General features: G+C 59.6%; 24 protein-coding genes and 1 other RNA gene. 12 read left to right on the forward strand and 13 right to left on the reverse strand.

Translation table 11 applies throughout. The annotated features are described in order from the left end of the window. Positions 1 to 2 precede the first annotated feature (2 nt). Positions 3 to 1034, forward strand: coding sequence for a peptidoglycan -binding protein (locus tag ACTJKV_RS05585; RefSeq protein WP_062427918.1), 1032 nt, complete (start codon positions 3 to 5; stop codon positions 1032 to 1034). A 17-nt stretch (positions 1035 to 1051) separates the two neighbouring features. Then, positions 1052 to 1303, forward strand: a complete 252-nt coding sequence (locus ACTJKV_RS05590; RefSeq protein ID WP_062439769.1) for a hypothetical protein — start codon at positions 1052 to 1054, stop codon at positions 1301 to 1303. Positions 1304 to 1318: 15 nt separating this feature from the next. Here the strand turns inward: ACTJKV_RS05590 and ACTJKV_RS05595 are convergent, their stop codons facing one another. Then, entirely contained in the window at positions 1319 to 3121 is a 1803-nt protein-coding gene (locus ACTJKV_RS05595; protein ID WP_112953725.1) for an ABC transporter transmembrane domain-containing protein, read from the reverse strand. Between the two features lie 236 nt (positions 3122 to 3357). On the opposite strand from ACTJKV_RS05595, the gene rpmE reads away from it, so the two are divergent. After that, on the forward strand, positions 3358 to 3579 hold the full coding sequence (gene rpmE, locus ACTJKV_RS05600; RefSeq protein WP_062427919.1) for a 50S ribosomal protein L31: 222 nt from the start codon (positions 3358 to 3360) through the stop codon (positions 3577 to 3579). Positions 3580 to 3815: 236 nt separating this feature from the next. Here rpmE and rcdA read toward each other — a convergent pair whose 3' ends face one another. The 3 genes from rcdA to ACTJKV_RS05615 all read right to left on the reverse strand — a co-directional run bounded on the left by rcdA (position 3816) and on the right by ACTJKV_RS05615 (position 6158). Next, positions 3816 to 4328 carry a protease adaptor protein RcdA gene (gene rcdA / locus ACTJKV_RS05605; RefSeq protein ID WP_274103163.1) on the reverse strand — a complete coding sequence of 171 codons (513 nt, stop codon included), beginning with the start codon at positions 4326 to 4328 and terminating at the stop codon, positions 3816 to 3818. A gap of 352 nt (positions 4329 to 4680) precedes the next feature. Then, complete coding sequence (locus ACTJKV_RS05610; protein ID WP_062427921.1) at positions 4681 to 4878, reverse strand: DUF1192 domain-containing protein; 198 nt, start codon at positions 4876 to 4878, stop codon at positions 4681 to 4683. Then, positions 4875 to 6158: an MFS transporter gene (locus tag ACTJKV_RS05615; RefSeq protein WP_062427922.1), complete on the reverse strand. Its 1284-nt coding sequence runs from the start codon at positions 6156 to 6158 to the stop codon at positions 4875 to 4877. The genes ACTJKV_RS05610 and ACTJKV_RS05615 overlap by 4 nt, the downstream gene beginning before the upstream one ends. A gap of 249 nt (positions 6159 to 6407) precedes the next feature. On the opposite strand from ACTJKV_RS05615, the gene ACTJKV_RS05620 reads away from it, so the two are divergent. Continuing rightward, entirely contained in the window at positions 6408 to 6563 is a 156-nt protein-coding gene (locus ACTJKV_RS05620) for a hypothetical protein (RefSeq protein WP_165457088.1), read from the forward strand. A gap of 142 nt (positions 6564 to 6705) precedes the next feature. On the opposite strand, the gene ACTJKV_RS05625 is transcribed toward ACTJKV_RS05620, so the two are convergent. The 7 genes from ACTJKV_RS05625 to tkt form a co-directional block, all read right to left on the reverse strand. Beyond that, positions 6706 to 6996 (reverse strand): 2TM domain-containing protein, encoded by a 291-nt coding sequence (locus tag ACTJKV_RS05625; RefSeq protein ID WP_153311709.1) that lies wholly within the window; start codon positions 6994 to 6996, stop codon positions 6706 to 6708. Between the two features lie 326 nt (positions 6997 to 7322). Then, positions 7323 to 7457 (reverse strand): helix-turn-helix domain-containing protein, encoded by a 135-nt coding sequence (locus tag ACTJKV_RS05630; protein WP_236769615.1) that lies wholly within the window; start codon positions 7455 to 7457, stop codon positions 7323 to 7325. 233 nt (positions 7458 to 7690) lie between these two features. Then, the gene (locus ACTJKV_RS05635) at positions 7691 to 8716 is read right to left on the reverse strand and encodes a class I fructose-bisphosphate aldolase (RefSeq protein WP_274103164.1); all 1026 of its coding nucleotides are present in this window, start codon (positions 8714 to 8716) and stop codon (positions 7691 to 7693) included. Positions 8717 to 8981: 265 nt separating this feature from the next. After that, entirely contained in the window at positions 8982 to 10184 is a 1203-nt protein-coding gene (locus tag ACTJKV_RS05640; RefSeq protein WP_274103165.1) for a phosphoglycerate kinase, read from the reverse strand. Positions 10185 to 10288: 104 nt separating this feature from the next. After that, complete coding sequence (locus ACTJKV_RS05645; protein WP_274103166.1) at positions 10289 to 12106, reverse strand: potassium/proton antiporter; 1818 nt, start codon at positions 12104 to 12106, stop codon at positions 10289 to 10291. 193 nt (positions 12107 to 12299) lie between these two features. Next, a complete protein-coding gene (gap, locus tag ACTJKV_RS05650) occupies positions 12300 to 13310 on the reverse strand; it encodes a type I glyceraldehyde-3-phosphate dehydrogenase (RefSeq protein ID WP_113271630.1) in 1011 nt (336 codons plus the stop codon). Positions 13311 to 13455: 145 nt separating this feature from the next. After that, positions 13456 to 15438 (reverse strand): transketolase, encoded by a 1983-nt coding sequence (gene tkt / locus ACTJKV_RS05655; RefSeq protein WP_274103167.1) that lies wholly within the window; start codon positions 15436 to 15438, stop codon positions 13456 to 13458. Between the two features lie 388 nt (positions 15439 to 15826). On the opposite strand from tkt, the gene ACTJKV_RS05660 reads away from it, so the two are divergent. The 7 genes from ACTJKV_RS05660 to ACTJKV_RS05690 all read left to right on the forward strand — a co-directional run bounded on the left by ACTJKV_RS05660 (position 15827) and on the right by ACTJKV_RS05690 (position 20830). After that, entirely contained in the window at positions 15827 to 16099 is a 273-nt protein-coding gene (locus ACTJKV_RS05660; protein ID WP_062427932.1) for a DUF4164 domain-containing protein, read from the forward strand. Between the two features lie 12 nt (positions 16100 to 16111). After that, positions 16112 to 16489: a cell division protein ZapA gene (locus ACTJKV_RS05665; RefSeq protein WP_274103168.1), complete on the forward strand. Its 378-nt coding sequence runs from the start codon at positions 16112 to 16114 to the stop codon at positions 16487 to 16489. A gap of 79 nt (positions 16490 to 16568) precedes the next feature. Then, positions 16569 to 16726: non-coding RNA, 6S RNA (ssrS, locus tag ACTJKV_RS05670), on the forward strand. Between the two features lie 277 nt (positions 16727 to 17003). After that, the gene (locus tag ACTJKV_RS05675) at positions 17004 to 18266 is read left to right on the forward strand and encodes a hemolysin family protein (RefSeq protein ID WP_062427934.1); all 1263 of its coding nucleotides are present in this window, start codon (positions 17004 to 17006) and stop codon (positions 18264 to 18266) included. Then, on the forward strand, positions 18266 to 18862 hold the full coding sequence (locus ACTJKV_RS05680) for a 5-formyltetrahydrofolate cyclo-ligase (protein ID WP_274103169.1): 597 nt from the start codon (positions 18266 to 18268) through the stop codon (positions 18860 to 18862). The genes ACTJKV_RS05675 and ACTJKV_RS05680 overlap by 1 nt, the downstream gene beginning before the upstream one ends. Then, positions 18859 to 19683 (forward strand): TIGR00282 family metallophosphoesterase, encoded by an 825-nt coding sequence (locus ACTJKV_RS05685; RefSeq protein ID WP_062439795.1) that lies wholly within the window; start codon positions 18859 to 18861, stop codon positions 19681 to 19683. Before ACTJKV_RS05680 ends, ACTJKV_RS05685 begins: the two co-directional genes overlap by 4 nt. Positions 19684 to 19990: 307 nt before the next feature. Next, positions 19991 to 20830, forward strand: coding sequence for an MBL fold metallo-hydrolase (locus tag ACTJKV_RS05690; RefSeq protein ID WP_440598524.1), 840 nt, complete (start codon positions 19991 to 19993; stop codon positions 20828 to 20830). 89 nt (positions 20831 to 20919) lie between these two features. Here the strand turns inward: ACTJKV_RS05690 and ACTJKV_RS05695 are convergent, their stop codons facing one another. After that, positions 20920 to 21423: a pyridoxamine 5'-phosphate oxidase family protein gene (locus tag ACTJKV_RS05695; RefSeq protein WP_274103170.1), complete on the reverse strand. Its 504-nt coding sequence runs from the start codon at positions 21421 to 21423 to the stop codon at positions 20920 to 20922. A 205-nt stretch (positions 21424 to 21628) separates the two neighbouring features. Between ACTJKV_RS05695 and ACTJKV_RS05700 the strand changes: the two genes are divergently transcribed. Next, on the forward strand, positions 21629 to 22375 hold the full coding sequence (locus tag ACTJKV_RS05700) for a YebC/PmpR family DNA-binding transcriptional regulator (RefSeq protein WP_062427939.1): 747 nt from the start codon (positions 21629 to 21631) through the stop codon (positions 22373 to 22375). A 205-nt stretch (positions 22376 to 22580) separates the two neighbouring features. On the opposite strand, the gene ACTJKV_RS05705 is transcribed toward ACTJKV_RS05700, so the two are convergent. Further along, positions 22581 to 23582: an LLM class flavin-dependent oxidoreductase gene (locus tag ACTJKV_RS05705; RefSeq protein WP_062439808.1), complete on the reverse strand. Its 1002-nt coding sequence runs from the start codon at positions 23580 to 23582 to the stop codon at positions 22581 to 22583. Positions 23583 to 23609: the final 27 nt, after the last annotated feature.

The following is a 23609-nucleotide window of genomic DNA, read 5'->3' on the forward strand; positions in this document are numbered from 1 at the left end:
TCATGGCGCTTGCGCGCAACCGCCGTCGCGACAGAGGTATCGATTACTGGCCGGGCTTCGTCGATGCACTATCGACGCTGCTCATGGCGATCATGTTTCTGCTCACCGTCTTCGTTCTTGCACAGTTCGTGCTCTCGCGAGAAATCTCCGGCAAGGACGAGGTCATGACGCGCCTCAACAACCAGATTGCCGAATTGACCGAATTGCTGGCGCTGGAAAAGGGCAGCAAGCAGGATATCGAAGACACGCTTGCCAATCTGCAATCCACCCTTGCCCAATCTGAAAACGAACGCTCGCGTCTGCAGGCGCTACTCGATTCCGGTGCGGGCAACAGTTCCGCCGCCAATGCCCGTGTCGGGCAGTTGACGGGCGAGCTTGAGGATGCGCGCGAAGCCGGTGCCAGAGCCTCGACGCAGATCGAATTGCTGAATCAGCAGATCGCCGCACTGAGAGCCCAGATCGCTTCCGTCGAGGCGGCACTGCAAGCTTCGGAAGCCAGGGACACATCCTCTCAGGTGAAGATCGCCGATCTCGGCCGTCGTCTGAACGTGGCGCTGGCGCAGCGTGTGCAGGAGTTGAACCGCTATCGCTCCGACTTCTTCGGACGCCTGCGCGAAATCCTCTCGGACCGCGAGAACATCCGCATCGTCGGCGACCGCTTCGTCTTCCAGTCGGAGGTTCTGTTTCCGTCCGGCGGCACAGATCTCAATCCGGAGGGGCAGGTGGAGATGGCGAAGCTTGCCGCAGCACTCATCGATCTTGCCAAGGAAATCCCACCGGAAATCAACTGGGTGCTGCGTGTCGATGGTCACACGGACAATGTGCCACTTTCGGGCTCCGGTCGTTTTCGTGACAACTGGGAGCTATCGTCGGCCCGTGCCACCTCCGTCGTCAAGTTCCTGATTTCCAAGGGCGTACCGGCCAACCGTCTGGTCGCTGCCGGTTTTGGCGAGTATCAGCCTTTGGCGGAAGGCGAGACGCCGGAAGCCCGTTCGCAGAACCGCCGTATCGAGTTGAAGCTGACGGAGCGATAGTTCTTGAGGAGAGACGCATGAAAAGCGATGAGGCTTATGCGATCGCGCAAGCTGCGATGGCGCAGTTGAAAGCAGCAATCTTTATGCAATTGAAGGCCGCTGGGGAAAGGGGGCTGAAGAACTCCGAACTTGGGCGGTCTCTTGGAATCTACACCGGTCACGTGGAGCATGAAGGGCACATTTCTCGTACCCTTCTAGAAATCATGAAAGCGGAAGGTGTTGTGGAACAGAATGAACAGACTAAAGTCTGGTCACTCCGCACGTATTGAATAGCCGCTTACAGTTTAGGCTTCGAGACGCTCAGCTTCTTCTTGCCCGGTGTTGAATTGCAGGCGTGCCAGCTTGGCGTAAAGGCCGCCCTGACGGATCAGGCTTTGGTGCGTGCCTTCCTCTATGATGCGGCCTTCATCCATCACCAGAATGCGGTCGGCCTTGAGCACGGTTGCGAGGCGGTGGGCAATGACGATGGTGGTGCGTTTGGCGATCAGCTCGTCCAGCGCCTTTTGCACCAGCGTTTCGCTTTCGGCATCCAACGCTGAGGTTGCTTCGTCGAGCAGCAGGATCGGGGCATCGCGCAGAATGGCGCGGGCAATGGCGATGCGCTGGCGCTGGCCGCCGGAGAGCGTGACACCGCGTTCGCCGGCTACGGTGTCGTAACCTTCCGGCAGTCTGGCAATGAAACCATCGGCCTGCGCGGCGACCGCTGCAGCCCGGACCTGCTCACGCGTGGCATCCGGCCTGCCAAAAGCGATGTTGTCGTGGATGGAGGAGGCGAAGATCGCCACATCCTGGGGCACGATAGCGAGCCTGGAGCGCAGCTCCTTCAAGGTGACGGAGCGGATATCGGTGCCGTCGATGGTGATGCGGCCGGATTGCGGATCGTAGAAGCGCATCAAAAGCGAGAACACGGTGCTTTTTCCAGCGCCCGACGGGCCGACGATCGCCACTGTTTCGCCGGCGGCGACGTGGAAGGAAAGGTCGGAAATAATCGGTCTGCCTGCACCCTTCGGATAATGGAAGGCCACATGCTCGAAGCTTGCCTCGCCGCGCGCCGGAACGGGCAGCAAAACGGGCGCGACCGGTTCTTCGACGGGGGACTTTTCCTCCAACAATTCGGAGAGGCGTTCGGCCGCGCCTCCTGCCTGCGACAGCTCGCCCCAGACTTCCGAGAGCTGGCCGAGAGAGCTTGCGGCAATGACGGAATAGAGAACGAACTGGCTGAGCGTACCGGCTGAGATCGCGCCGGTCAGAACGCTATGCGCGCCATACCAGAGAATCGCGACGACGCTGCCGAAGACCAGACTGATGGCGACTGCGGTCAGAATAGCGCGAGCGCTGATCGCCGCGCGTGCGCCATGATAGGCCTTCTCCACGGCGGCATCGTAGCGGCTGTTTGCCAGCATCTCGGCATTGAAGGACTGGATGGTGCGGCTGGCGGAAATCGTCTCGGAGGCGAAGGCAGACGAAGCGGCAAGCGTATCCTGCGTGGTTCTGGAGCGCGAGCGCACCGAGCGGCCAAAGGCGATCAATGGAAAGACGATGAAGGGAATGGCAAGAAGGGCAAGGCCCGCAAGCTTCGGGCTTGTATAGACCATCATTGCCACGGCGCCGAGACAGAGCAGCGTGTTGCGCAGCGCCACGGAAGCCGACGATCCGAAGGCGGAGCGGATCTGCACCGTATCGGCGGTGAGGCGCGAGGTCAGTTCGCCGGAATGGTTGGTATCGAAAAAGGCCTGCGACAGCGAGGTCAGATGGGCGAAGACATCACGGCGCAGATCGGTCACGACGCGTTCGCCGATGATCATCACATAATAATAGCGCATGGCGCTTGCGAGGGCGAGAATGATGGCGATCGCCAGCAGCATGGCAAAATAGTTGTTGATCATCGCGCCATCGGTCGCTTCAAAACCGTGGTCGATGATGCGGCGCACGGCAAGCGGTAGCGCAAGCGTGGTGGCGGAAGACAGCACGAGCGCAAAAAGGGCCGCGGCGACCAGGCCGCGATAGCGCTTGAGGTAGGGAAACAGGCTTGCCAGAGGTTTCAGCGTCCTGCGCCCTGCGGGCTTGTGTGCCTCAATGTCTGCCACGTGCATTACTCCTTGGTGCCGCAGGATCAACAGGTCCGGCGGCGACGCCGTTTTGGCGTCTTGATATGTGTCTTGCCGTGATCGGCAGGCACTTGTTATCTCGGCGCCCTTCATGTATAGGCTCCGCATCAAATTGGGAAGCCATGGCCTAAAGGGCTCAGGTTTCATTTATTGAATCGGCTCAGTTGACGCAATTGCGGCAAATGGTCCGCACCCACTTACGCAGGAAGATTGTCATGAAGGCTGAAATCCATCCCGACTATCACATGATCAAAGTTGTCATGACCGATGGTACCGAATACGAAACCCGTTCGACCTGGGGTTCCGAGGGCGCAGTTATGAACCTCGAAATCGATCCCAGATCCCATCCGGCCTGGACTGGTGGCAACCAGCAGCTGATGGACCGCGGCGGTCGCGTTTCCAAGTTCAACAAGCGTTTCGGCGGCCTCGGCCTCTAATCCGTTTGATCATGGACTGCAAAATAACCTCGGAGCGATCCGGGGTTTTTTGTTGTCTGGATGGCGGAGCGTGGGTTTTGCTTCGTGTAGGACGGATCGGCGCGCTGCACTCTGCTGACACCGCCTGCTCTTCAAGCGCTCTTTGACGTCCCGGCCTCGTGGCACAGTCCATCCCAGACAACAAAAAAGCAGGCCGGAGCCTGCTTCTTCAAAATCATGCGTCGGGAATAGCGCGATCAGTTGCTGTTGAACGCGGTGCGCAGCAGGTTGAGCTGTGCCTGAACGCTGTTTTCGTTGTCCGGGACCTTTGCTTCCGCTGGGCGATAGATTTCGCGGTCGAGAAGGGCAACGCGGTTCTGCAGGCGAAGCGAACGCTCGACGAGATCGCGGAAGGATTCCGGCAGGTCGTTCCAGCCTGGAGCGTTGCGATCGACGTTGAAGTTGTCGAGGCGGACCTTGTTCTTTTCGTTGAGAACCTGATCGCGGGTCATCTCGCCATTGTTGACGGCGCGCTGCAGCAGCAGCCAGGATGCCATCTGCATCAGGCGGGTGGTGAGGCGCATGGATTCCGCGGCGTAGAGCACCGAGGCCATACGCGGCAGCACCTTGGAGGCTGCGCGGCCAGAGCCATCGAGATAGCTTGCCGTTTCTTCCACCAGGCCCATGCCCTCGGCATAGAGAGTCTTGAACTGGTTCGAGGCTGCGGCGCGGCCGGCGAAGCTGATGGTATTCAAAACCTGTTCCGACATTTCTTTAATCCCTGCTTACGCATGATACGGTGAGGCAACGGAGTTAGCGGGTGAATTGTTCCGGCCTTTGTATTTTCAGGATGATACCAATACCGCAAATGCGCAAGCTGATTATTAAAGAAAGGTTAATACCCACAGTTTTGCAGGTTTTCCAACAGAATAAAAAAAGAGCCGCAAAAGCGGCTCTCAAGGTAAAACAGGGAGAAAAATCAGACCAATTCGCCGATAGGAGAAACTGCCTGAGGTTCAGCAGAACTGAACATGTATAGTAATCTCTCAGAAAGCTTAATATTTGGTTAATGGTAAACGAAAAACTGTCTCGCGGGGTAACGTTTGCTCAGCATTCTTGATCTCATCTGGTGCGAAACAGATTTTCCGCTGCCTTGCGGCCCGCCGACTTCTTCTCCTTTTCGCCCTCCAGCCGTTCGATTTCAGCTGACAGAATATTGATGCGTGCGGTCAGCTCATCCACCGAAAGCAGCGTCAGGTCGGCGCCAATGATGTGCGTGGTGTTCTGCTTTTGCGGAAGATCCTCGTCAAAGATACTCATATTCCTGCTCCCTTCTGCAAATCTGCTTCCTCTTCAGGATATTGCGGTGCTCTGGGGTCAAGCGAAGCGCTTTCCGGTGTCAGTAGCGGCGCAGGGGCCGTCGGCATGGTGGAGAAGTTATCCTTCTCCGCGGTGGTGAGCGCGGCGCGCTGCCTCGAGCGGAAGATAGAATAAGCCGTAATCAGAAGATGCGAAACCGCCGTTACCAGAAACAGCGCGTAGGGACCGAAGGAGGTCATGATCGGGCCGCCAAGCGTCGGGCCTATGATGGTGCCGATGCCGTAAAGCAAAAGCAGGCCGCCCGAGACTTTGACGAAATCTTCCGAGGAGGCGAAGTCGTTGGCGTGTGCGACCGCGATCGGGTAGAGCGCATTGGCGGCGGCACCATAAACGCAGATCATTCCGATCAGCACATAGACATGTGTCGGGTGGATGATCGCGATCGCAAGGCCCGCGACGGCGGCGAGCGCCGAGAGGCCTGCCAGCACGAAACGACGGTCGATACGGTCGGACAGCTTGCCGGCCGGAAACTGCGCGAGCGCGCCGACGAAGATGGTGGAACTGACCATGATGGCGATGGTGGTGGGATCGAGCCCCGCACGCGCGCCGAAGACGGCAGCAAGCGTACCATAGGCGCCATTAGCGATGCCGACCAGCAGGATGCCGACGAAGGATACCGGCGAATTGCGGTAGAGCGCCCGAAGATCGAGCTTGACCTTCTTCAGCGGTTGCGGGCTCTCCGCTTTTGACAACATGGCGGGAAGGATCGCGACGCAATAGATGATGGCGCAGACCATGAAGAGCGATGTATTGCCCACATGGCCGAAGGGAATGACGAGCTGTCCGGCCACCACGCCGAAGAGCGTAATGGCGATATAGAGCGAGAAGATCGCACCGCGGCTTTCATTGGTGGCGCGCTCGTTCAGCCAGCTTTCGATGATCATCGAGGTTCCGGCGGTGCAGAAACCGGTCAGGGCACGCAGGGCCACCCAGGAGACGTCGTCGATAAAGAGACCGGTCAGGAGAACGGTGAGGCAGATGACTGCAACGAAGCTGCCGAAGGCACGGATATGGCCGGCCCGGCGCACGATGGCGGGTGCTACAAAACAGCCGATGACGAATCCTGCCGCCCAGGAGGTGCCGAGAAAACCGAGCACTTCGTTGGAGTAACCTTCTTCCGAACCGCGCACCGGCAGAAGCAGGCCCTGCAGGCCGTTGCCAAGGAAGAGGAAGAGGGTGCTGGTGAGAAGAGCGAATACGGGTAGAATATTTCTGCTCATAAAGTCTCTCTCATGCTGATGCTATTGCCGGTATCATGTGGAAGATGGTGCGAATAAGACGCCGCCATGGTGAGCATAAAAATGTCCACCCTGTGACGATGTAGAATGAGTTTGACATTTGGCTCACGGATGCGGCAAGCCCCTAAATAGACATTTGCAGTTGAACCGGCGGCAGCGGCCAAGGGTTCCCGAAGAAGATGGCAGAAACGGTGGCACACAGCTTGCCCGATTGAGCCAAAAGGTTGCGTGATGACGAAGGCGATCGGCCTTTTGCTACTTCTGGCCATGGGTATCCAGCTCATCCGCCCGCTCGGATTCCCGGGCTTTAGACGACGTGCCGATTTCTGGAAGATCGCCGTGGTGGCCTTCGTTCTGTGGACGCTGGTGCTGCTCCTGCGGCCATGAATTTTGGCGCTCCCATCGATGATGGAAGCGCCTACAGCATCGGCCCGAAAATCGCTCTCGATTTTCGGAAAGCACGATGCGTAGCTTCAAAAAGCTAAAGCGTCCTTTGGGCGTTTAACAAAACGCACGGCGCTTTAGATGATCAGAGTTTGCGCCCGAGATAGTCCTCGACCTTCTTGCGCTCCCATGCGGCATTGAGGAAGGGCACGAGGTCGAAGGTGGTCATGCCGTTCATCGCAAGGGCGACACCCCAGCCGAGGGCTGGCCAGATGGCCCAGAAGTAATGCGGGCTGGTCACAAGGTTGATGACGACCAGCATGGCGATGACCAAGACATATTGCGCCACATGCAGGTAGAACTTCTTGATCTTTCGCACGCGCTCGAATGCGAGGGCTTCTTCGGCTTCTCTGGAGTCGACAGCAATGCTTTGCATATCCGTTTCCTTTTCTACGGTCAGTTGCGACACGTCGATCTCGAAGACGGATGTTAGAGCGTTTCCTTGTTAAATAGAAACGTTCTGCCGGAGCAGGTTTTCGTCAGGGCAAAGGCGATTGGCGAAGGGCATACCCAAGGGTACGGTCGAGCCGATCGCCTTTGAGCCTGGCGGAAAGATGCCCGGCCCTTCGGGTTGGTTGAAACGGGCCACCTGCTTGCCCGGACGGCTTGGCCGTATGCTTTGGCTACGGCACGCGCCGCCCGGACAATCAGTCGATCCCGTTTGAACCAACAGAACTGTTTCTATTTAACAAGGAAACGCTCTTACGTTGCGAGCGTTTCCAGGCTCGCGGATTGGCCGCGCTCGATACGCTGAATGGTGCGCACGCTCAAGCCACTGACGATTGCCAACTGCTCCTGCGACCAGCCACGCTGTAGCCTGAGTTTCTGTACCAGCATCATTCTCTCCAAGGTTCGACGCGGCCGACATTTCCGCAAACCGCCATCGATCACCACGCCATCCGCCCGACTGTCGGGTTGCTGTCGGGACGGTGACGGGCCTGTCATGGCGGCATACTGCGCCGGGCGAGCGTGAATTTGAAGAGCGGCGAGCCGCCGCGAAAAGAAAAAGCCGCTCAAGGGGAGCGGCTTTTCAGTACAGTCTTATATAGGGCTTACATAGCGAGGCGACGTCACGCCGCCTTCTCAAGCTCCTGCTTCCAGTTGCCGCGCGCTGCCAGAGAATTCATCTCGGCGCGGTGGCGGAAGGCGCGCTGGCCGGCTGCGACATTTTCCTGCTTGCCGCCCCAGGCATGGAGTGATGCTTCCTGCAATGCGCGGCCATAGGAGAAGGTGACCGACCAGGGCAGGTCATAGCCGGCATTGATGGCCGAGAGGTGGGCTGTGGCCTCTTCCGATGACTGGCCGCCGGAGAGGAAGGCGATACCGGGCACAGTGGATGGCACGGTGGCCTTCAGCACCTTGACGGTCTTTTCGGCGACCTCTTCAACGCTTGCCTTGCGGGCATTCTTGCCGTCGATGACCATGTTGGGTTTCAGGATCATGCCTTCCAGATCGACGCGGGCATCATAAAGCTCGGTGAAAACAGTGCGCAGCACCCATTCAGTCACCTCGGCGCAACGGTCGATGCTGTGGGTCCCAGGCTTGCCGTCCATCAACACTTCCGGCTCGACGATCGGCACGATACCGGCCTGCTGGCAAAGGGCTGCATAGCGGGCAAGCGCCTGGGCATTCGCCTTGATCGATCCCCATGTCGGAAGCCCATCACCGATCGCGATGACGCCGCGCCATTTGGCAAAGCGTGCACCGGCCTCGTAATAGGTCTTCAGGCGATCCGCCAGGCCATCAAGGCCCTCGGTCACCGTCTCGCCGGGGAAGAAGGTCTGCGGCTTGGCGCCCTTGTCCACCTTGATGCCGGGAACGGCGCCGGCGGCCTTGATGATCTCGACGAAAGGCGTGCCATCGGCGGCCTTCTGGAGGAGCGTTTCCTCGTAGAGAATGACGCCGGAGATGCACTTCGTCATCGCCTCGTCGGTGCGGAACAGCATTTCGCGATAATCACGGCGGCTGGTTTCGGTCGATTCCAGACCGATCGTATCGAAGCGCTTCTTGATCGTGCCGGTGGACTCATCCGCCGCCAGCAGTCCCTTGCCGTTCGACATCATTTTTTGTGCAATATCTTGAAGACGTTCGGTCATTTGCGGTTCTCCCAATACATAATCATACTCAGATACCAGACAGAGGCAGAAAGATGGCAGGCTAACGCCTTGAATCGTTTGAAAAGGTTTTGATGTGTCAACGTTTTTTAAGGCTGTCTACGACGTGTGAAATCGGCGAAAAAGAAGACGCTTGATGCGCCGTTTGGTTCCGAAGACTGAGGTGGGTGCTGAAGCAATAAAAAAACCGACGCCGGTTATGGCGTCGGTCAATCGTTTCACTCAGGCGCCTCTTGGTAGAAGCGCGTTACTTCTGTTCCTGCAGAATAGCGACGCCGGGCAGGACCTTGCCTTCCATCCATTCGAGGAAGGCGCCGCCGGCTGTCGAGATATAGGTGAAGTCGTCGGCAACGCCCGCATGGTTGAGTGCTGCGACCGTATCACCGCCGCCGGCGACGGAGACGAGCTTGCCGGACTTGGTGCATTCGGCGGCGTGGCGGGCGGCAGCGACCGTTGCGGTGTCGAAGGGTTCGATTTCGAAGGCGCCGAGCGGGCCGTTCCAGACCAGCGTTTCGGCGCGCGAAATCCAGCCCTTGATGGCTTCGACCGATTTGGGACCGACATCGAGCACCATGGCGTCTTCGGGGATGGCGTTGATATCGACAATCTCGTTGGCGGCATTGGCCTTGAACTCGCGGGCAACGACGCCGTCATCCGGCAGCACGATGGCGCAGCCAGCCGTTGCGGCCTCGATCATGATCTGCTTTGCGGTTTCGGCCAGATCATGCTCGCAGAGCGACTTGCCGACCTGCGTGCCGCGGGCGGCGAGGAAGGTGTTGGCCATGCCGCCGCCGATGACGAGTGCGTCGACCTTCTTGACGAGGTTCATCAGGAGATCGATCTTGGTGGAGACCTTGGCGCCGCCGACAATGGCAACGACCGGCCGGGCAGGGGCGCCGAGACCCTTTTCCAGCGCTTCCAGCTCCGCCTGCATGGTGCGGCCGGCATAGGCCGGCAGATGGCGGGCAAGACCCTCGGTGGAGGCATGGGCGCGGTGGGCGGCGGAGAAGGCATCGTTGACGTAGACATCGCCGTTCTTGGCAAGCTCGGTGACGAAGGCCGGATCGTTCTTTTCCTCGCCCTTGTGGAAGCGGGTGTTTTCCAGAAGCAGGATATCCCCGTCATTCATCTTGGCGATGGCGTCCGCAGCAGCCGGGCCGATGCAATCGGTGGCGACGCGGACGGCGTGGTCGAGAACCTCTTCAAGCGCAGGCGCGATCAGCGACAGCGACATGTCGGCAACCGGCTCACCCTTCGGGCGACCGAAATGGGCGAGCAGAATGACCTTGGCGCCCTTGTCCGAGAGTTCCAGGATTGTGGGTGCCACGCGTTCCAGGCGGGTCTTGTCCGTCACCTTGCCGTCAGCAACCGGCACATTGAGATCGACGCGAACGAGAACGCGCTTTCCGGAAATGTCGGTGAGGTCGTCAAGGGTCTTGAAGGCGGGCATAGATCAATCCTGTAAAACGTGTTTGAAACAATGTCTTCGGGCGCGACCATACTATGCCTGACCGACGACGCAAGGCGTTTTCGTCACGATGCCATGACGGGTTTTCACTTCGCGTTCAGGCGGGCGCGGCGCCTTTCCTTGCGGTGCTCGCGGGCACGGTGGATGATGTCTTTCAGGCTGATGAAGATCGGTAGCGTGGTCGCCGGTTCGACCGGTTCAAGCGAAATGCCGATGCTGGAAATCGCGTGGTTTTCATCAAGATCGCGGACGATCAGGATCAGCGAGCCGAGACGGATGCGATCGGCATATTCGGCTTTTCCGCCAAGGCGGGATTCGATCAGTTCGCCAACGGTGAGCGACTGCTCCTGGGGCGTGATCAGCCCCGGCCCGTAGGATGCATCCAGTTCCGTCGCCGGGCGTTGCGGCGAGATGGCAAAGGTGCCGAAAATGTCCTCGTCATCGGCGGTCACCGGCTTGGCGCTGGCAAAGAGGCGGTCGAGCAGCCTTGCATTGCTGGGGATGACGAAGAGATAGACGAGATCGTTCTCTCGAAGCCTGCCGGCATATTGATAGCGGATCGATGTGCCGTCGCGCACGACCAGAGACGGCATGGCCCAGCGGGGAATGCGTTCGCCCTGCAGGATCGCGCTGCCCTTGGCCACGCGGTAGGAGATCAGCTCGTGGGTTGCCGTGCCGGGCAGATCCACTTCCAGCTTGTCCACCTCGCCCATGCGCGGTGGTACCACGAGGCCAAGACGGGTTGCGACAGGCTTAATCGTCCAGCCCTGCAGGAGAAGCGAGACGAGCACGATGATGAAGGCAGCGTTGAAGTAGATCTCGGCATTGTTGAGCCCACCAAGTGCGGGCAGGATGGCGAGCAGAATGGAGACGGCGCCACGCAGACCGACCCATGCAACGAAGCTCGTTTCCTGCTGGGTGTAGTTGAAGGGCATGAGGCTCAGCCACACCGCAAGCGGCCTTGCAACGAAGATGAGGAAAAGCGCAAGCAGGATGGCGGGGATGATGATGGCCGGAAACTGCGAGGGTGTCGCCAGCAGGCCGAGCATCAGGAACATGATGATCTGCGCCAGCCATGTCATGCCCTCATGAAAACGGCGGATGGCGCCCTTGGCGAAAATCTTGCGGTTGCCGGAAACGATGCCCGCGACATAGACGGCGAGGAAGCCACTGCCGTTCAGCGCGCCGGTGAAGGAGAAGACGAGGAGCGCGAGCGCCAGAACGAGGATGGGTGCGAGCCCGCGATCCATGGTGAAGCGGTTGACGACCTTGACGATCATCAAGCCGCCGAGCACGCCGAAGATCAGGCCAAGTCCCATTTCTTCGAGGAACATCAGCAGGAAGCCGCTGTCGAAACCCGCCAACCCCTTGCCGCGACCAACGACTTCCACCAGTGCGATGGTCAGAAAAATCGCCATCGGATCGTTGGTGCCGGACTCCACTTCCAGCGTGGAGCGCACTTGGTCACGAATATGGATGCCGCCGATGCGCAGCAGGAAGAACACGGCTGCCGCATCGGTGGAGGCGACGATGGAGCCGAGCAGCAGGCCTTCCAGCCAGGAGAAACCGAGCAGCAGCGCAGCAGCGCCCGCGAAGAACACCGCCGTCAGGACGACACCGACTGTGGCAAGTGTGAGGGCGGGCCGGGACGAGAGCCGGAAGGTCTGTAATGGCGTGCTGAAACCGGAATCGAAGAGGATGACCGCCAGCACCAGCGATCCGAGCATATAGGCCAGCGCACTGTTGGTGAATTCGATGCCGAGACCATCCTTGCCAGCGGCAAGGCCGATCATCAGGAAGAGAAGCAGCAGGGGCGCGCCAAAGCGGTAGGCGATCAGGCTGGAAAAGGCGGCTGCAAGAACAAGGACGTTGGCGACCAGCAGCAAGAGATAAAATGATTCCAATGCCCTAACCTTTGCAAGCGATGCTTTGAAGCTGGCGCACAGCCTCCCGTCTGCGACTACCGAATCTTGTCAGTGATTGTTCAGGTTGAAAATGGACCAGAGCAAGGCGGGAGCGCCAGCGCCGGCGACGGACCCATAAAAAAACCGGCGGGATTGCTCCCACCGGTTCGTTGGATTGTCACTGACCGTCAGATCAGATGGTCTTGGCAAAAGCCACGGCCGTGTCGGACATGCGGTTGGAGAAGCCCCACTCGTTGTCGTACCAGGAAAGCACGCGCACGAAGTTGCCTTCCATGACCTTGGTCTGGTCGGTGGCGAAGATCGAGGAGTGGCTGTCGTGGTTGAAGTCACGCGAAACCAGCGGCTCGTCGGTGTAGCCGAGAACGCCCTTCAGCGCGCCGTTCGACGCAGCCTTGATGGCTTCGTTGATTTCTTCGACCGAGGTTGCCTTCTTGGCGACGAACTTGAAATCGACGACCGAGACGTTTGGTGTGGGAACGCGGATCGAGGTACCGTCGAGGCGGCCCTTGAGGTGCGGCATGACAAGACCGACGGCCTTGGCAGCACCGGTCGAGGTCGGGATCATCGACAGCGCTGCAGCGCGGGCGCGGTAAAGATCCTTGTGCATGGTGTCCAGCGTCGGCTGGTCGCCCGTGTAGGAGTGGATCGTCGTCATGAAGCCATGGTCGATGCCGATCAGGTCATCGAGAACCTTGACAACCGGCACTAGGCAGTTGGTGGTGCAGGAGGCGTTGGAGATGACGAGGTGATCCTTCGTCAGCTGGTCGTGGTTCACGCCGAAAACAACCGTCAGGTCGGCACCGTCGGCCGGAGCCGAAACGATGACGCGCTTTGCGCCAGCGGTGAGGTGAGCGGCAGCCTTGTCACGGGCGGTGAAGATGCCGGTGCATTCCAGCGCGATATCGACGCCCAGTTCGCCATGCGGCAGCGTTGCGGGGTCGCGCACGGCGGTGACCTTGATCGGCTTGCCGCCGCCAACGGTGATCGTGTCGCCTTCGACCTTCACCTCGGCCGGGAACTTGCCGTGAATGGAGTCGTAACGCAGCAGGTGTGCATTGGTCTCGACAGGGCCAAGATCGTTGATGGCGACGACTTCGATGTCGGTCCGGCCGGATTCGACGATGGCGCGAAGGACGTTACGGCCGATGCGGCCGAAGCCGTTAATGGCTACTTTTACAGTCATTTACAGTCTCCCGATCAATAATTTACGTCTGAATGGAATAGCTTGGGCGCGAAGTGGCGAAGGCGTGGGGCGCGCTCCACCGCTTGCGGCGGTCGACGACCGAAGATCATGACGTGCAAGACGCCCTGATCTTCGGCCAATGGGATCAGCCGAGCTTTTCTTCGGCTGCGGCGACAACCGCTTCCGCGGTGATGCCGAAGTGCGGGAAGAGGTCCTTGGCCGGTGCAGAAGCACCGAAGGACTGCATGCCGACGAAAGCGCCGTCATTGCCGATGAAGTAATCCCAGCCCTGGCGAATGGCCGCTTCGACGGCGATCTTGACCGGCGCGTCGCCGATGATCGCCTGACGATAGGTTTCCGGCTGCTCCTTGAAGAGTTCGAAGCAGGGCACGGACACGACGCGGGCGGAAATGCCCTTGTCCTTCAGCGTGGCGGCGGCCTTCAGCGCAAGCTCGACTTCCGAGCCGGAGGCGAAGATCGAGACCTTCGCGTCGCTTGCCGAAACCAGTTCATAGGCGCCGTAGGCAACGAGGTTCTTCTCCTCATAGTCCTTGCGGGCCGGCGTCAGGTTCTGGCGTGTGAGTGCCAGGGCGGAGGGACGATGCTTTTCATGCAGGGCAAGCTGCCAGGCTTCTGCCGTTTCCGTCTCGTCTGCCGGGCGGAAGACCAGAAGGTTCGGAATGGCGCGCAGTGCCGCGATCTGTTCCACCGGCTGGTGGGTCGGGCCGTCTTCGCCAACGCCGATCGAGTCATGCGTCAGGACGTGAACGACGCGGATGCCCATCAATGCGGCAAGGCGGATCGACGGACGGCAATAGTCCGAGAAGATCAGGAAGCCGCCGGAGTAGGGGATCAGACCGCCATGCAGCGAAATGCCGTTCATGGCCGCGGCCATGCCGTGTTCGCGGATGCCGTAATGCATGTAGCGACCGGAGAAGTCGGTCGGCGTGATCGACACCATCTGGCTGGTCTTGGTGTTGTTGGACGGTGTCAGGTCGGCGGAGCCGCCGAGCATTTCCGGCACGACGCCGTTGATGACTTCGAGTGTATCTTCGGATGCCTTGCGGGTGGCAACCGTCGGGTTGTTGGCCGCAACCTTCTTCTTGAAGGCGTCGATGGAGCTGTCGAAGTTTCCGGGCAGATCGCCGGCGAAACGGCGCTTGAACTCGGCCTTCTTTCCAGCCTCGACCGCTTCCAGGCGGGCTTCCCACTCCTGGCGTGTCTTGGTGGAACGCAGGCCTGCCAGACGCCATGCGTCGAGCACGTCTTCAGGAATGACGAAGGGTTCGGCTTCCCAGTTGAGATGCTTGCGGGTTGCAGCGATTTCTTCTGCACCGAGCGGCGAGCCGTGCACCTTGTGGGTGCCAGCCTTGTTCGGGGCGCCGAAGCCGATGGTGGTCTTGGCTGCAATGAAGGTCGGGCGATCCGACTTGTGGGCTTCTTCGATGGCAGCGGCAATCGCTTCCGGATCGTGGCCGTCGATCTCGATCGTGTGCCAGTGAACCGCCTTGAAGCGTTCGATCTGATCGGTGGAGTCGGACAGGCCGACTGCGCCGTCGATCGTGATGTTGTTGTTGTCCCAGAAGAGCACGAGCTTGTTCAGGCGCAGATGGCCGGCAAGCGCGATCGCCTCATGGCTGATGCCTTCCATCAGGCAGCCGTCGCCGCACAGAACATAAGTATAATGGCTCTGCAGGTCGGAGCCGAATTCTTCTTCCAGCTTGCGCTCGGCAATCGCCATGCCGACAGCATTGGCAATGCCCTGGCCGAGAGGACCGGTGGTGGTTTCGATGCCGGTGGCATGACCATACTCCGGGTGGCCGGCGGTCTTGGAGCCAAGCTGACGGAAGCGCTTGATCTCGTCGATCGTCATGTCTTCGTAGCCGGTCAGATACAGGCACGAGTAGAGCAGCATGGAACCGTGGCCGGCGGACAGCACGAAACGGTCGCGGTCGGGCCAGTGCGGCGCCTTGGGATCGAATTTCAGGTAGCGGGTAAAGAGAACGGTGGCGACATCCGCTGCTCCCATCGGCAGGCCGGGGTGGCCGGAATTGGCCTTCTCCACAGCATCCATGGCAAGAAATCGGATTGCATTGGCCATCCGGTCGTGTTTGTCGCGAGAAATCATGGCTTTTCCGTTTGTTCCGGGTGAAAGGAGATAGTCGTTCTAACTATCCAAAAAGCGGGTTGATCCATAGCAGGTAGGGCGGCTCTGTCAATAAATCCAGCCTGATGTTGCGGTTCGATCGGTCACAAAAATCGTTTCGCATCAAAAGATTCGCGCGCCGCCCATGGCCACATTCGATCTCGCGCAAGCTTCGCGCCGCGCTGTGGCCATAATCAGGCAGGGATGCTGAAGCCCATGTTTGCGACTTTGCATTCATCCACAGCCCAAAGTGCTTGAATGTATTGGTTTGATTGACGCGGGCGCAAAACGGGTAATATCGTATCAATGCCTTGAGTGACATAGGGCGGCAACGATTCGGGCTTGCCGCTTATGCGGTTTGGAAGAAACGATGACGGCGGAAAAAACAATACAAGTCGCGCTGTCGGAGCTCAGCTCCGCAATCACCAGCCTTGAAAACGCCCTTGATATGCGCCTGGAGCGCCAGCGGGAAAGTGCCGAGGTGGAGGGTGAGGTCAAGCGCGTGCACGTGGATCGTGCCCGTCTTGCTCAGGAGCTCGACCAGTCGCAGTTCCGCGCCAATCGCCTGGAAGAGGTGAACCGCGAGGTCTCGCGCCGCCTGGTGACCGCCATGGAAACCATCCGCGCCGTACTGGACAGATAAGAGGAGGCCCGCATGGCTCAAGTCACCGTGATGATCGACGGCAAGGCCTATCGCATGGCCTGCGAAGCAGGGCAGGAAGACCACCTGACCGATCTCGCAGCGCGTTTCGACCGCTATGTCGGCCATCTGAAGAGCCAGTTCGGCGAGATCGGCGATCTGAGGCTGACCGTCATGGCTGGCATCATGATCACCGACGAGATGTCCGAGCTGTCGCGCAAGATCGAAGCGCTGGAAAACCAGGTCGCGTCCTTGCAGCAGAACCGCGACGGCATGGCTGAAAGCAAGGCGAAGGCCGACGAGCAGATCGTGCTCGCCATCTCCGATCTCGCCGTGCGGTTGAACGGCATTACCGAGAAACTGGTGGAGAGACCGAAGCCTTCGGTCAATTGAGCTTGCGAGCGTAAGCCTGCCATCAAGATTGTCTTCGATAGCCTCTTTCGAAACGGACCGATCCATCATATATAGAGCGTGCGTTCTGCGCTTCTCGACAGGAACCACAATCCCTGGGGCCATACTCGATCCAAAGGGAGCTGTCCCTGGCCAGCCTCGTGGGGCTGGACACACGGTGCCCACCTACGTTTGTAGGCACCCAGGATCGTAAACATCCATCGGTCGTCGCGGACGCACTTTATCATTTTTGGCTTATGCTGACGTGCTCATTTCTGGCGTGGCAACAAACCTTCGGTTTCAAATCGCGTCCTTCTGCGTGAACGTGACGCCCACGATTATTTTATCCGCTTTACGATGAAAGCTTTGCAATGGCGCTATGTTGTCATTGCATTGGTGGAACAAATCTTTATTATTCGGATTGGTATGTCCGTTCAGCCTGTCCTCAAGGCGAATGCGGTTGCAACCGCGACGTGCCGTTCAACAGCCCAAAGAGCTAAACTTGTTTACTGAAATTATGATCGTGGTCCTGCTCACCGTATTGAACGGGGTGCTCGCCATGTCCGAGCTTGCTGTCGTCTCTTCCAGACCGGCGAGACTTAAAGTGCTGGCCGCTCAAGGCAGCAAGGGCGCCACGATGGCGCTCAATCTTTCTGAAAATCCCGGACGGTTTTTGTCCACCGTGCAGATCGGCATTACGCTGGTCGGCGTTCTCTCCGGTGCCTTTTCCGGCGCCACACTTGGTGCCCGCTTCACGCTTTGGCTCGCTGAACAGGGCGTGCCGGACCGTGCCGCCGATGCGCTTGGCGTCGGCGTCGTGGTTGTTGCCATTACCTATCTCTCGCTGATCGTCGGCGAACTCGTGCCGAAGCAGATCGCGCTACGCGACGCTGAAAAGGTCGCGGCCCGCGTCGCGCCTGCCATGGTGTTCCTGTCGAAGATCGGCGCGCCCGTCGTCTGGCTTCTCGACAAGTCGGGCAGGATCGTGCTTGCCCTCCTCGGTCATAGCGGTGAATCAAACGCCTCTGTCACAGACGACGAAATCCGCACGGTTCTGGCCGAGGCGCACAGCGCCGGCGTGATCGAAACCGAGGAATCGGCGATGATCACCAGCGTCATGCGCCTGGCCGACCGCAATGCCCGCGGCCTGATGACGCCGCGTCGCGACGTGGAAGTCGTTGACATCGAGGATACGGCTGAGGAAATCCGCGAGCAGCTTCGTGCCACTCAGCGTTCGCGCCTTCCGGTGCGCAACGGTGCCTCGGATGAAATTCTCGGCGTTCTCTTCGCCAAGGATGCCTTCGATGCGCTGGCGTCTGGCAAGGAACTCAACATTCGCGAGTTGCTGCGTGAAGTGCCGGTCGTTTCCGACCTCACCAGCGCCGTTGACGTCATCCAATCTCTGCGCCGTTCCACGGTGCATATGGTTCTCGTCTATGACGAATATGGCCACTTCGAAGGCATCATCAGCTCCGGCGACATTCTGGAGGCCATCACCGGTGCCTTCCAGGAGGACGACGGCGAAGAGCCTGCGATGGTGGAGCGCGAGGATGGCAGCTTCCTGGTTGCCGGCTGGATGGCGGCCGATGAGTTTGCCGATCGCATGGGCTTCCAGATTGACGAGGATGCCGAATTCGAAACCGTCGCCGGTCTGGTGCTGGACGAATTCCGCCGCCTGCCGGAACTGGGCGAGCACATCACGCGCAACGGCTGGCGCTTCGAGGTCATCGATCTTGACGGCCACCGCATCGACAAGGTCCTGGTCAGCCGGGCTGCGTGATGAACGAAGCCGGTTCTCTGACAAAAGCGCAATTGCGTCTCGAGCGTCTCGCCCTGCGGGACGCTCTTTCCGTTGAAGACCGCCAAACAAAAAGTATGGCGATGGCGCAGTTGGGTGCGCAGGCTCTCTCCTTTAGCCCCGGTACCATTGTTTCCGGCTTCATGCCGATCCGCTCCGAAGCCGACATCCGACCGCTGATGGAAGCCTTGCGCGACAAGGGCGCCACGCTTTGCCTGCCGGTGATGCTCGACCGCGAGACCATCGTCTTTCGCGCCTTCGCTCGCAACGCCGAACTGGTGAAGACGGGCTTTGGCACGAGCGGGCCGGATGAAAGCGCTGCGGTCCTCGATCCGCATATTCTGCTGGTGCCGCTTTCCGCCTTCGATGGCCACGGCCAGCGCATCGGCTATGGGGCCGGGCATTATGACCGCGCCATTGCCCGCCTGCATGCAAAAGGACTGGAACCACTGTTGATAGGCATTGCATTCGATTGCCAGGAAGTGCCATCAGTGCCGGCTGAAGCGCATGACGTTGCGCTGGACGCGATTTTGACCGAAAGCGGCTTGCGGCATTTTTCTGGCAGGACAGGGGCATGAGACTACTTTTTCTCGGAGATATGGTGGGCAAGACCGGACGCACGGCCGTCTGGGAAAAATTGCCGGGGCTGATCTCCGACCTGAAACTGGATTTCGTCATCGTCAATGGCGAGAACGCCGCTGGCGGCTTCGGGATTACCGAAGACATTTATCTGGAAACGATCAATGCCGGCGCGGATGTCGTCACCACCGGCAACCATGTCTGGGACCAGAAGGAGGCGGTTTCCTTCTGCGAGCGCCACGACCAATTCCTGCGCCCCGCCAATTACCCGAAGGGCACGCCCGGCAAGGGCTCCGGCCTGTTCTATGCCCGCAATGGTGCGCGTGTGCTGGTTGCCAACATCATGGGCCGCGTCTTCATGCATCCCGAGTTGGATGATCCCTTCAGCTCGGCGGAGAGCATTCTGGCGGCCTGCCCGCTGAAGGAGCAGGCGGACGCGATCATCTTCGATTTTCACGCGGAGGCGACGAGCGAGAAGCAATGCTTCGGCCATTTCGTCGACGGCCGCGCCAGCTTCGTCGTCGGAACGCACACGCATGTGCCGACCGCTGACGCCCAGATCCTGAACGGCGGAACCGCCTATATGTCGGATGCCGGCATGTGCGGCGACTACGATTCCTCGCTTGGCATGGAAAAGGAAGAGCCGATCAACCGGTTCATTTCGAAAATGCCGAAGGGTCGCTTCGAGGCGGCCAGTGGTCCTGCGACACTGTGTGGTGTTGGGGTCGAGATTTCCGATAGCACCGGGTTGGCTGAGAAGATCGCGCCTTTGCGGATCGGACCGAGACTGGCGGAGACTGTGCCGGCGTTTTGGAATTGATGGTTTTTGGGCGGATTTGGGGGTTGTGGGTCACCCCCCTCTGCCCTGCCGGGCATCTCCCCCCCAAGGGTGGAGATTGGCCAGAGGGAGGCTCCCCATTTCATCATCAACGTTGAAGAAGTTCGAGCGTTCGCCACGAGTCGATCTCCACCCTTGAGGGGGAGATGCCCGGCAGGGCAGAGGGCGTAAAGCCCCATCCACCAACGCCGGATGACAACAATGTGAGCGCCCCCCACCGCTTACACCTAGACGAACCCCCATCCTTGCCGCATCTTTTCGTCCATTCGCCTTTCCGGGGAGTGGTGCCATGCCTCGCATGTTCATGCCTGCATTGATCGCCATGCTGTTCAGCGCCGCTTCTGTCGCGGCGCAGGAGCCTCCCGATCGACCGCCCGTCAGCCAGTGCCAGGCGATTGCGCAGGCGCTCCCCCGCGTCACTTTCGCGAGCTTCAACCCGACCGATGTCAAGAAGGCCCAGTTAAGCGACCGCGAGGAAGTGAAGATCCAGTACATCGGGCATTCGACCTACACCATCGAGTCGCCGGAAGGGGTGGTAATTGCCACCGATTATAATGGCGTCTATCGCCCACCGGTCATGCCGACCGTGGCGACGATGAACAATGCGCACACCACCCACTACACCCTCTCGCCAGAGCCTGAGATCAAACATGTGCTGCATGGCTGGAGCGATGTGCCGGGTGACAAGGCCGTGCACAAGCTGGAGGTGGGCGACGTCTATATCCGCAACGTCACCTCGGATATCCGCAACCGCTGGGGTGGTGGCGGTCTTCTGACGAAGGACGGCAATTCGATCTTCATTTTCGAGGTGGCGGGCCTTTGTATCGGCCATCTCGGGCACCTGCATTACGAGCTGACGGAAACCCAATATGCTGAGATCGGCAGGCTGGATGTGCTGATGGTGCCAGTCGATGGTGGGTTGACGATGGGTGCCGACAGCATGAGCCGGATCGTCAAGCGGCTGCGCTCAGCGCTTATCCTGCCCATGCACCAGCCGAGCGCGCTGGAGCGGTTCCTCGTCGCCTTCGGCCCACAGTTCAAGATTGCCTATGCCAGCGATCCGGTGATCCGCGTCTCGATGCGCAATCTTCCCAAGCAGCCGCAGATCCTCGTGCCGCAGGGCATGTAGCCGCATTGGCGCAAACGTCATACGTTAAAGCAAAAACGCCGCGCGTCCCTAGGATGCACGGCGTTTTTCCAGACAAGTTTAGATCAGGATTACGCGAAGGTCAGGTGCTGGCGAACACCGACATCCGGCATCTTTTCATCGGACATATTGGCCTTGGCGATTTCCCAGCCGAATTTCAGCGTGCTGTCGGTGGACGCCCAGATATCGGCATCGTCCACGTGAAGAGCCAGCATGACGAGCTGCGGGTCGCTCTTGCCGTGCTCATACCAGGCTGCGGTGACGGAGTTCCAGTACTCGTCAAGCTTGGTCTTGTCGTCGCGCACTTCGAGCTTGCCGGACAGGCAGGCGTGGTAATCATGATCCTTTCCGATAACGCAGAAGTGGGCACGCGAACCGGACTTCAGCGACTGAACAAGGTCGGTATCCTTCTTGGAGAAGAACCAGATGGTGTTGGTCTTCGGATCGGCATGCGGTGCCATGGGCTGCATGTGGTTGCGGAGACCTTCCAGACCCAGCATGCCTGCATGGACGGAATTGATCTCGTCCCAAAGCTGACGGGCGGGTTGTTCGCGTGCTTCAGTCAGACTTACCATTCAGTGATCTCCTTGCGGTTCCTGTTCCTTTCGGCAGCGATCCGGTCATGATCGCGCCGCCTGTGATCACAACGGCGGGAGAGGATTTCTGTTCCTTGCAGCGCTGTCATGTGGATGCGAGAAGAAGGGGGTTACGGGCTTGAACAGCCGCGCCATCGCACTTATAAGGCCCACAATCCAAACAAACGATCCGATCAGGGGTGCCATGGCTGGCCATTCACAGTTCAAGAACATCATGCATCGCAAGGGGAAACAGGATTCGATCCGTTCGAAGATGTTCTCCAAGCTTGCGCGTGAAATCACCGTTGCAGCCAAGTCCGGTCTTCCGGACCCGACCATGAATGCTGCTCTTCGCCTGGCCGTGCAGAACGCCAAGGCGCAGTCCATGCCGAAGGACAATATCGACCGCGCCATCAAGAAGGCGTCCGGCGCGGATGCGGAAAACTACGATTCCGTCCGCTATGAGGGCTACGGCCCAGGCGGCACGGCGGTCATCGTCGAAGCGCTGACGGACAACCGCAACCGCACGGCATCCAACATCCGCTCGATCTTCACCAAGGCCGGCGGCGCGCTTGGCGAAACCGGTTCGGTTTCCTTCTCCTTCGACCGCGTTGGCGAAATCACCTACAAGGCGTCGGTTGGCGACGCGGACAAGGTGATGGAAGCGGCGATCGAAGCCGGTGCCGAAGACGTGGAAAGCAGCGAAGACGGCCACACGATCATCTGCGGCTTCGAAGACATCAACGAAGTCTCCAAGGCGCTTGAAGCCACGCTCGGCGAAGCCGACAGCGTCAAGGCCGTCTGGCGTCCGCAGAACACCGTTCCGGTGGATGAGGAAAAGGCGCAGTCGCTGATGAAGCTGATCGACAACCTCGAAGACGATGACGACGTGCAGAACGTCTATTCGAACTTCGAAGTGTCCGAAGAAGTCATGGCGAAGCTGTCAGCCTGATATCGGCTTCTACCATTCCGCGACGTCATCCTCGCCCATGAGGCGAGGATCTAACCCACTCGTGACGTGCAGAAACTATGGATCCTCGCCTCAAGGGCGAGGATGACGGTGGAGAGGGGCACAAGCCCGGTCCATCGACCTGATGATGAAGCAGAGACAAACGGTCGGCTTCTATCAAACGCAAGGACAGGATTTCATCTTGGCCTCACGCCGCCTTCTTCACGCCGTTTCGTACGTCCGCAAAAACCTCAACCGAGCGCAGCCGCTTGTTGATGTCGTGGATCGGCATGGACACGATCAATTCATCCGCGCCGGTCTCGCCCAGGAACTGCTGGAGTTTGCGATCGATGGTCGCGTGCGAGCCGACGGCGGCGTAACGCAGCGTATGTTCGACGGTGATCCGCTCCATGTCGTTCCAGTAGCCATCCATGCTCTCGACCGGTCGCGGGAAGGGCGTGCGGACGTTCTTGCGCAGATTGACGAATTGCTGCTGGGCCGAGGTGAAGAGATGCCGGGCTTCCTCATCCGTATCCGCACCGACGCCCATGATGCCCACCATGACATAGGGCTCGGATAGCGTCGCAGACGGCTGGAAGCGCTCGCGGTAGATGGCGATGGCATCCATCAGCATATCGGGTGCAAAATGCGAGGCGAAGGAATAGGGCAGGCCAAGCGCTGCGGCCAGATGGGCGCTGTAGATGCTGGAGCCCAGCAGCCAGATCGGCACATTGGAGTTCACACCTGGCACGGCAAGGATCGCCTGATCCGGTTCGGGCGCGCCGAGATAGCGTTGAAGCTCGACGATATCATGCGGGAAATTCTCGGCCCCTGCATCGAGATTGCGGCGAAGTGCACGCGCCGTGCGCATATCCGTTCCCGGTGCGCGGCCAAGTCCGAGATCGACACGACCCGGCAGAAGAGCGGCAAGCGTGCCGAACTGTTCAGCGATCACCAGCGGAGAGTGGTTGGGCAGCATGACGCCGCCCGAGCCGACGCGGATGCGTGAGGTTGCGGCACCCACATGGGCGATGACAATCGACGTTGCGGCACTTGCGATACCCGGCATGCCGTGATGCTCGGCCAGCCAGAAACGCTCATAGCCGTGTTCTTCCGCCTTGATCGCCATGCGGCGCGAATTGTCGAGCGCCTGGCTTGCGTTCTCCCCGTCGCCAATCGGCGATAGATCGAGAATGGAAAAGGGAATCATGGCATGCTCCTTCCGGCCTTTATTTAG

It is taken from the genome of Agrobacterium sp. 22117 (genome assembly GCF_052045735.1).
GTDB classification, from domain to species: domain Bacteria; phylum Pseudomonadota; class Alphaproteobacteria; order Rhizobiales; family Rhizobiaceae; genus Agrobacterium; species Agrobacterium cavarae.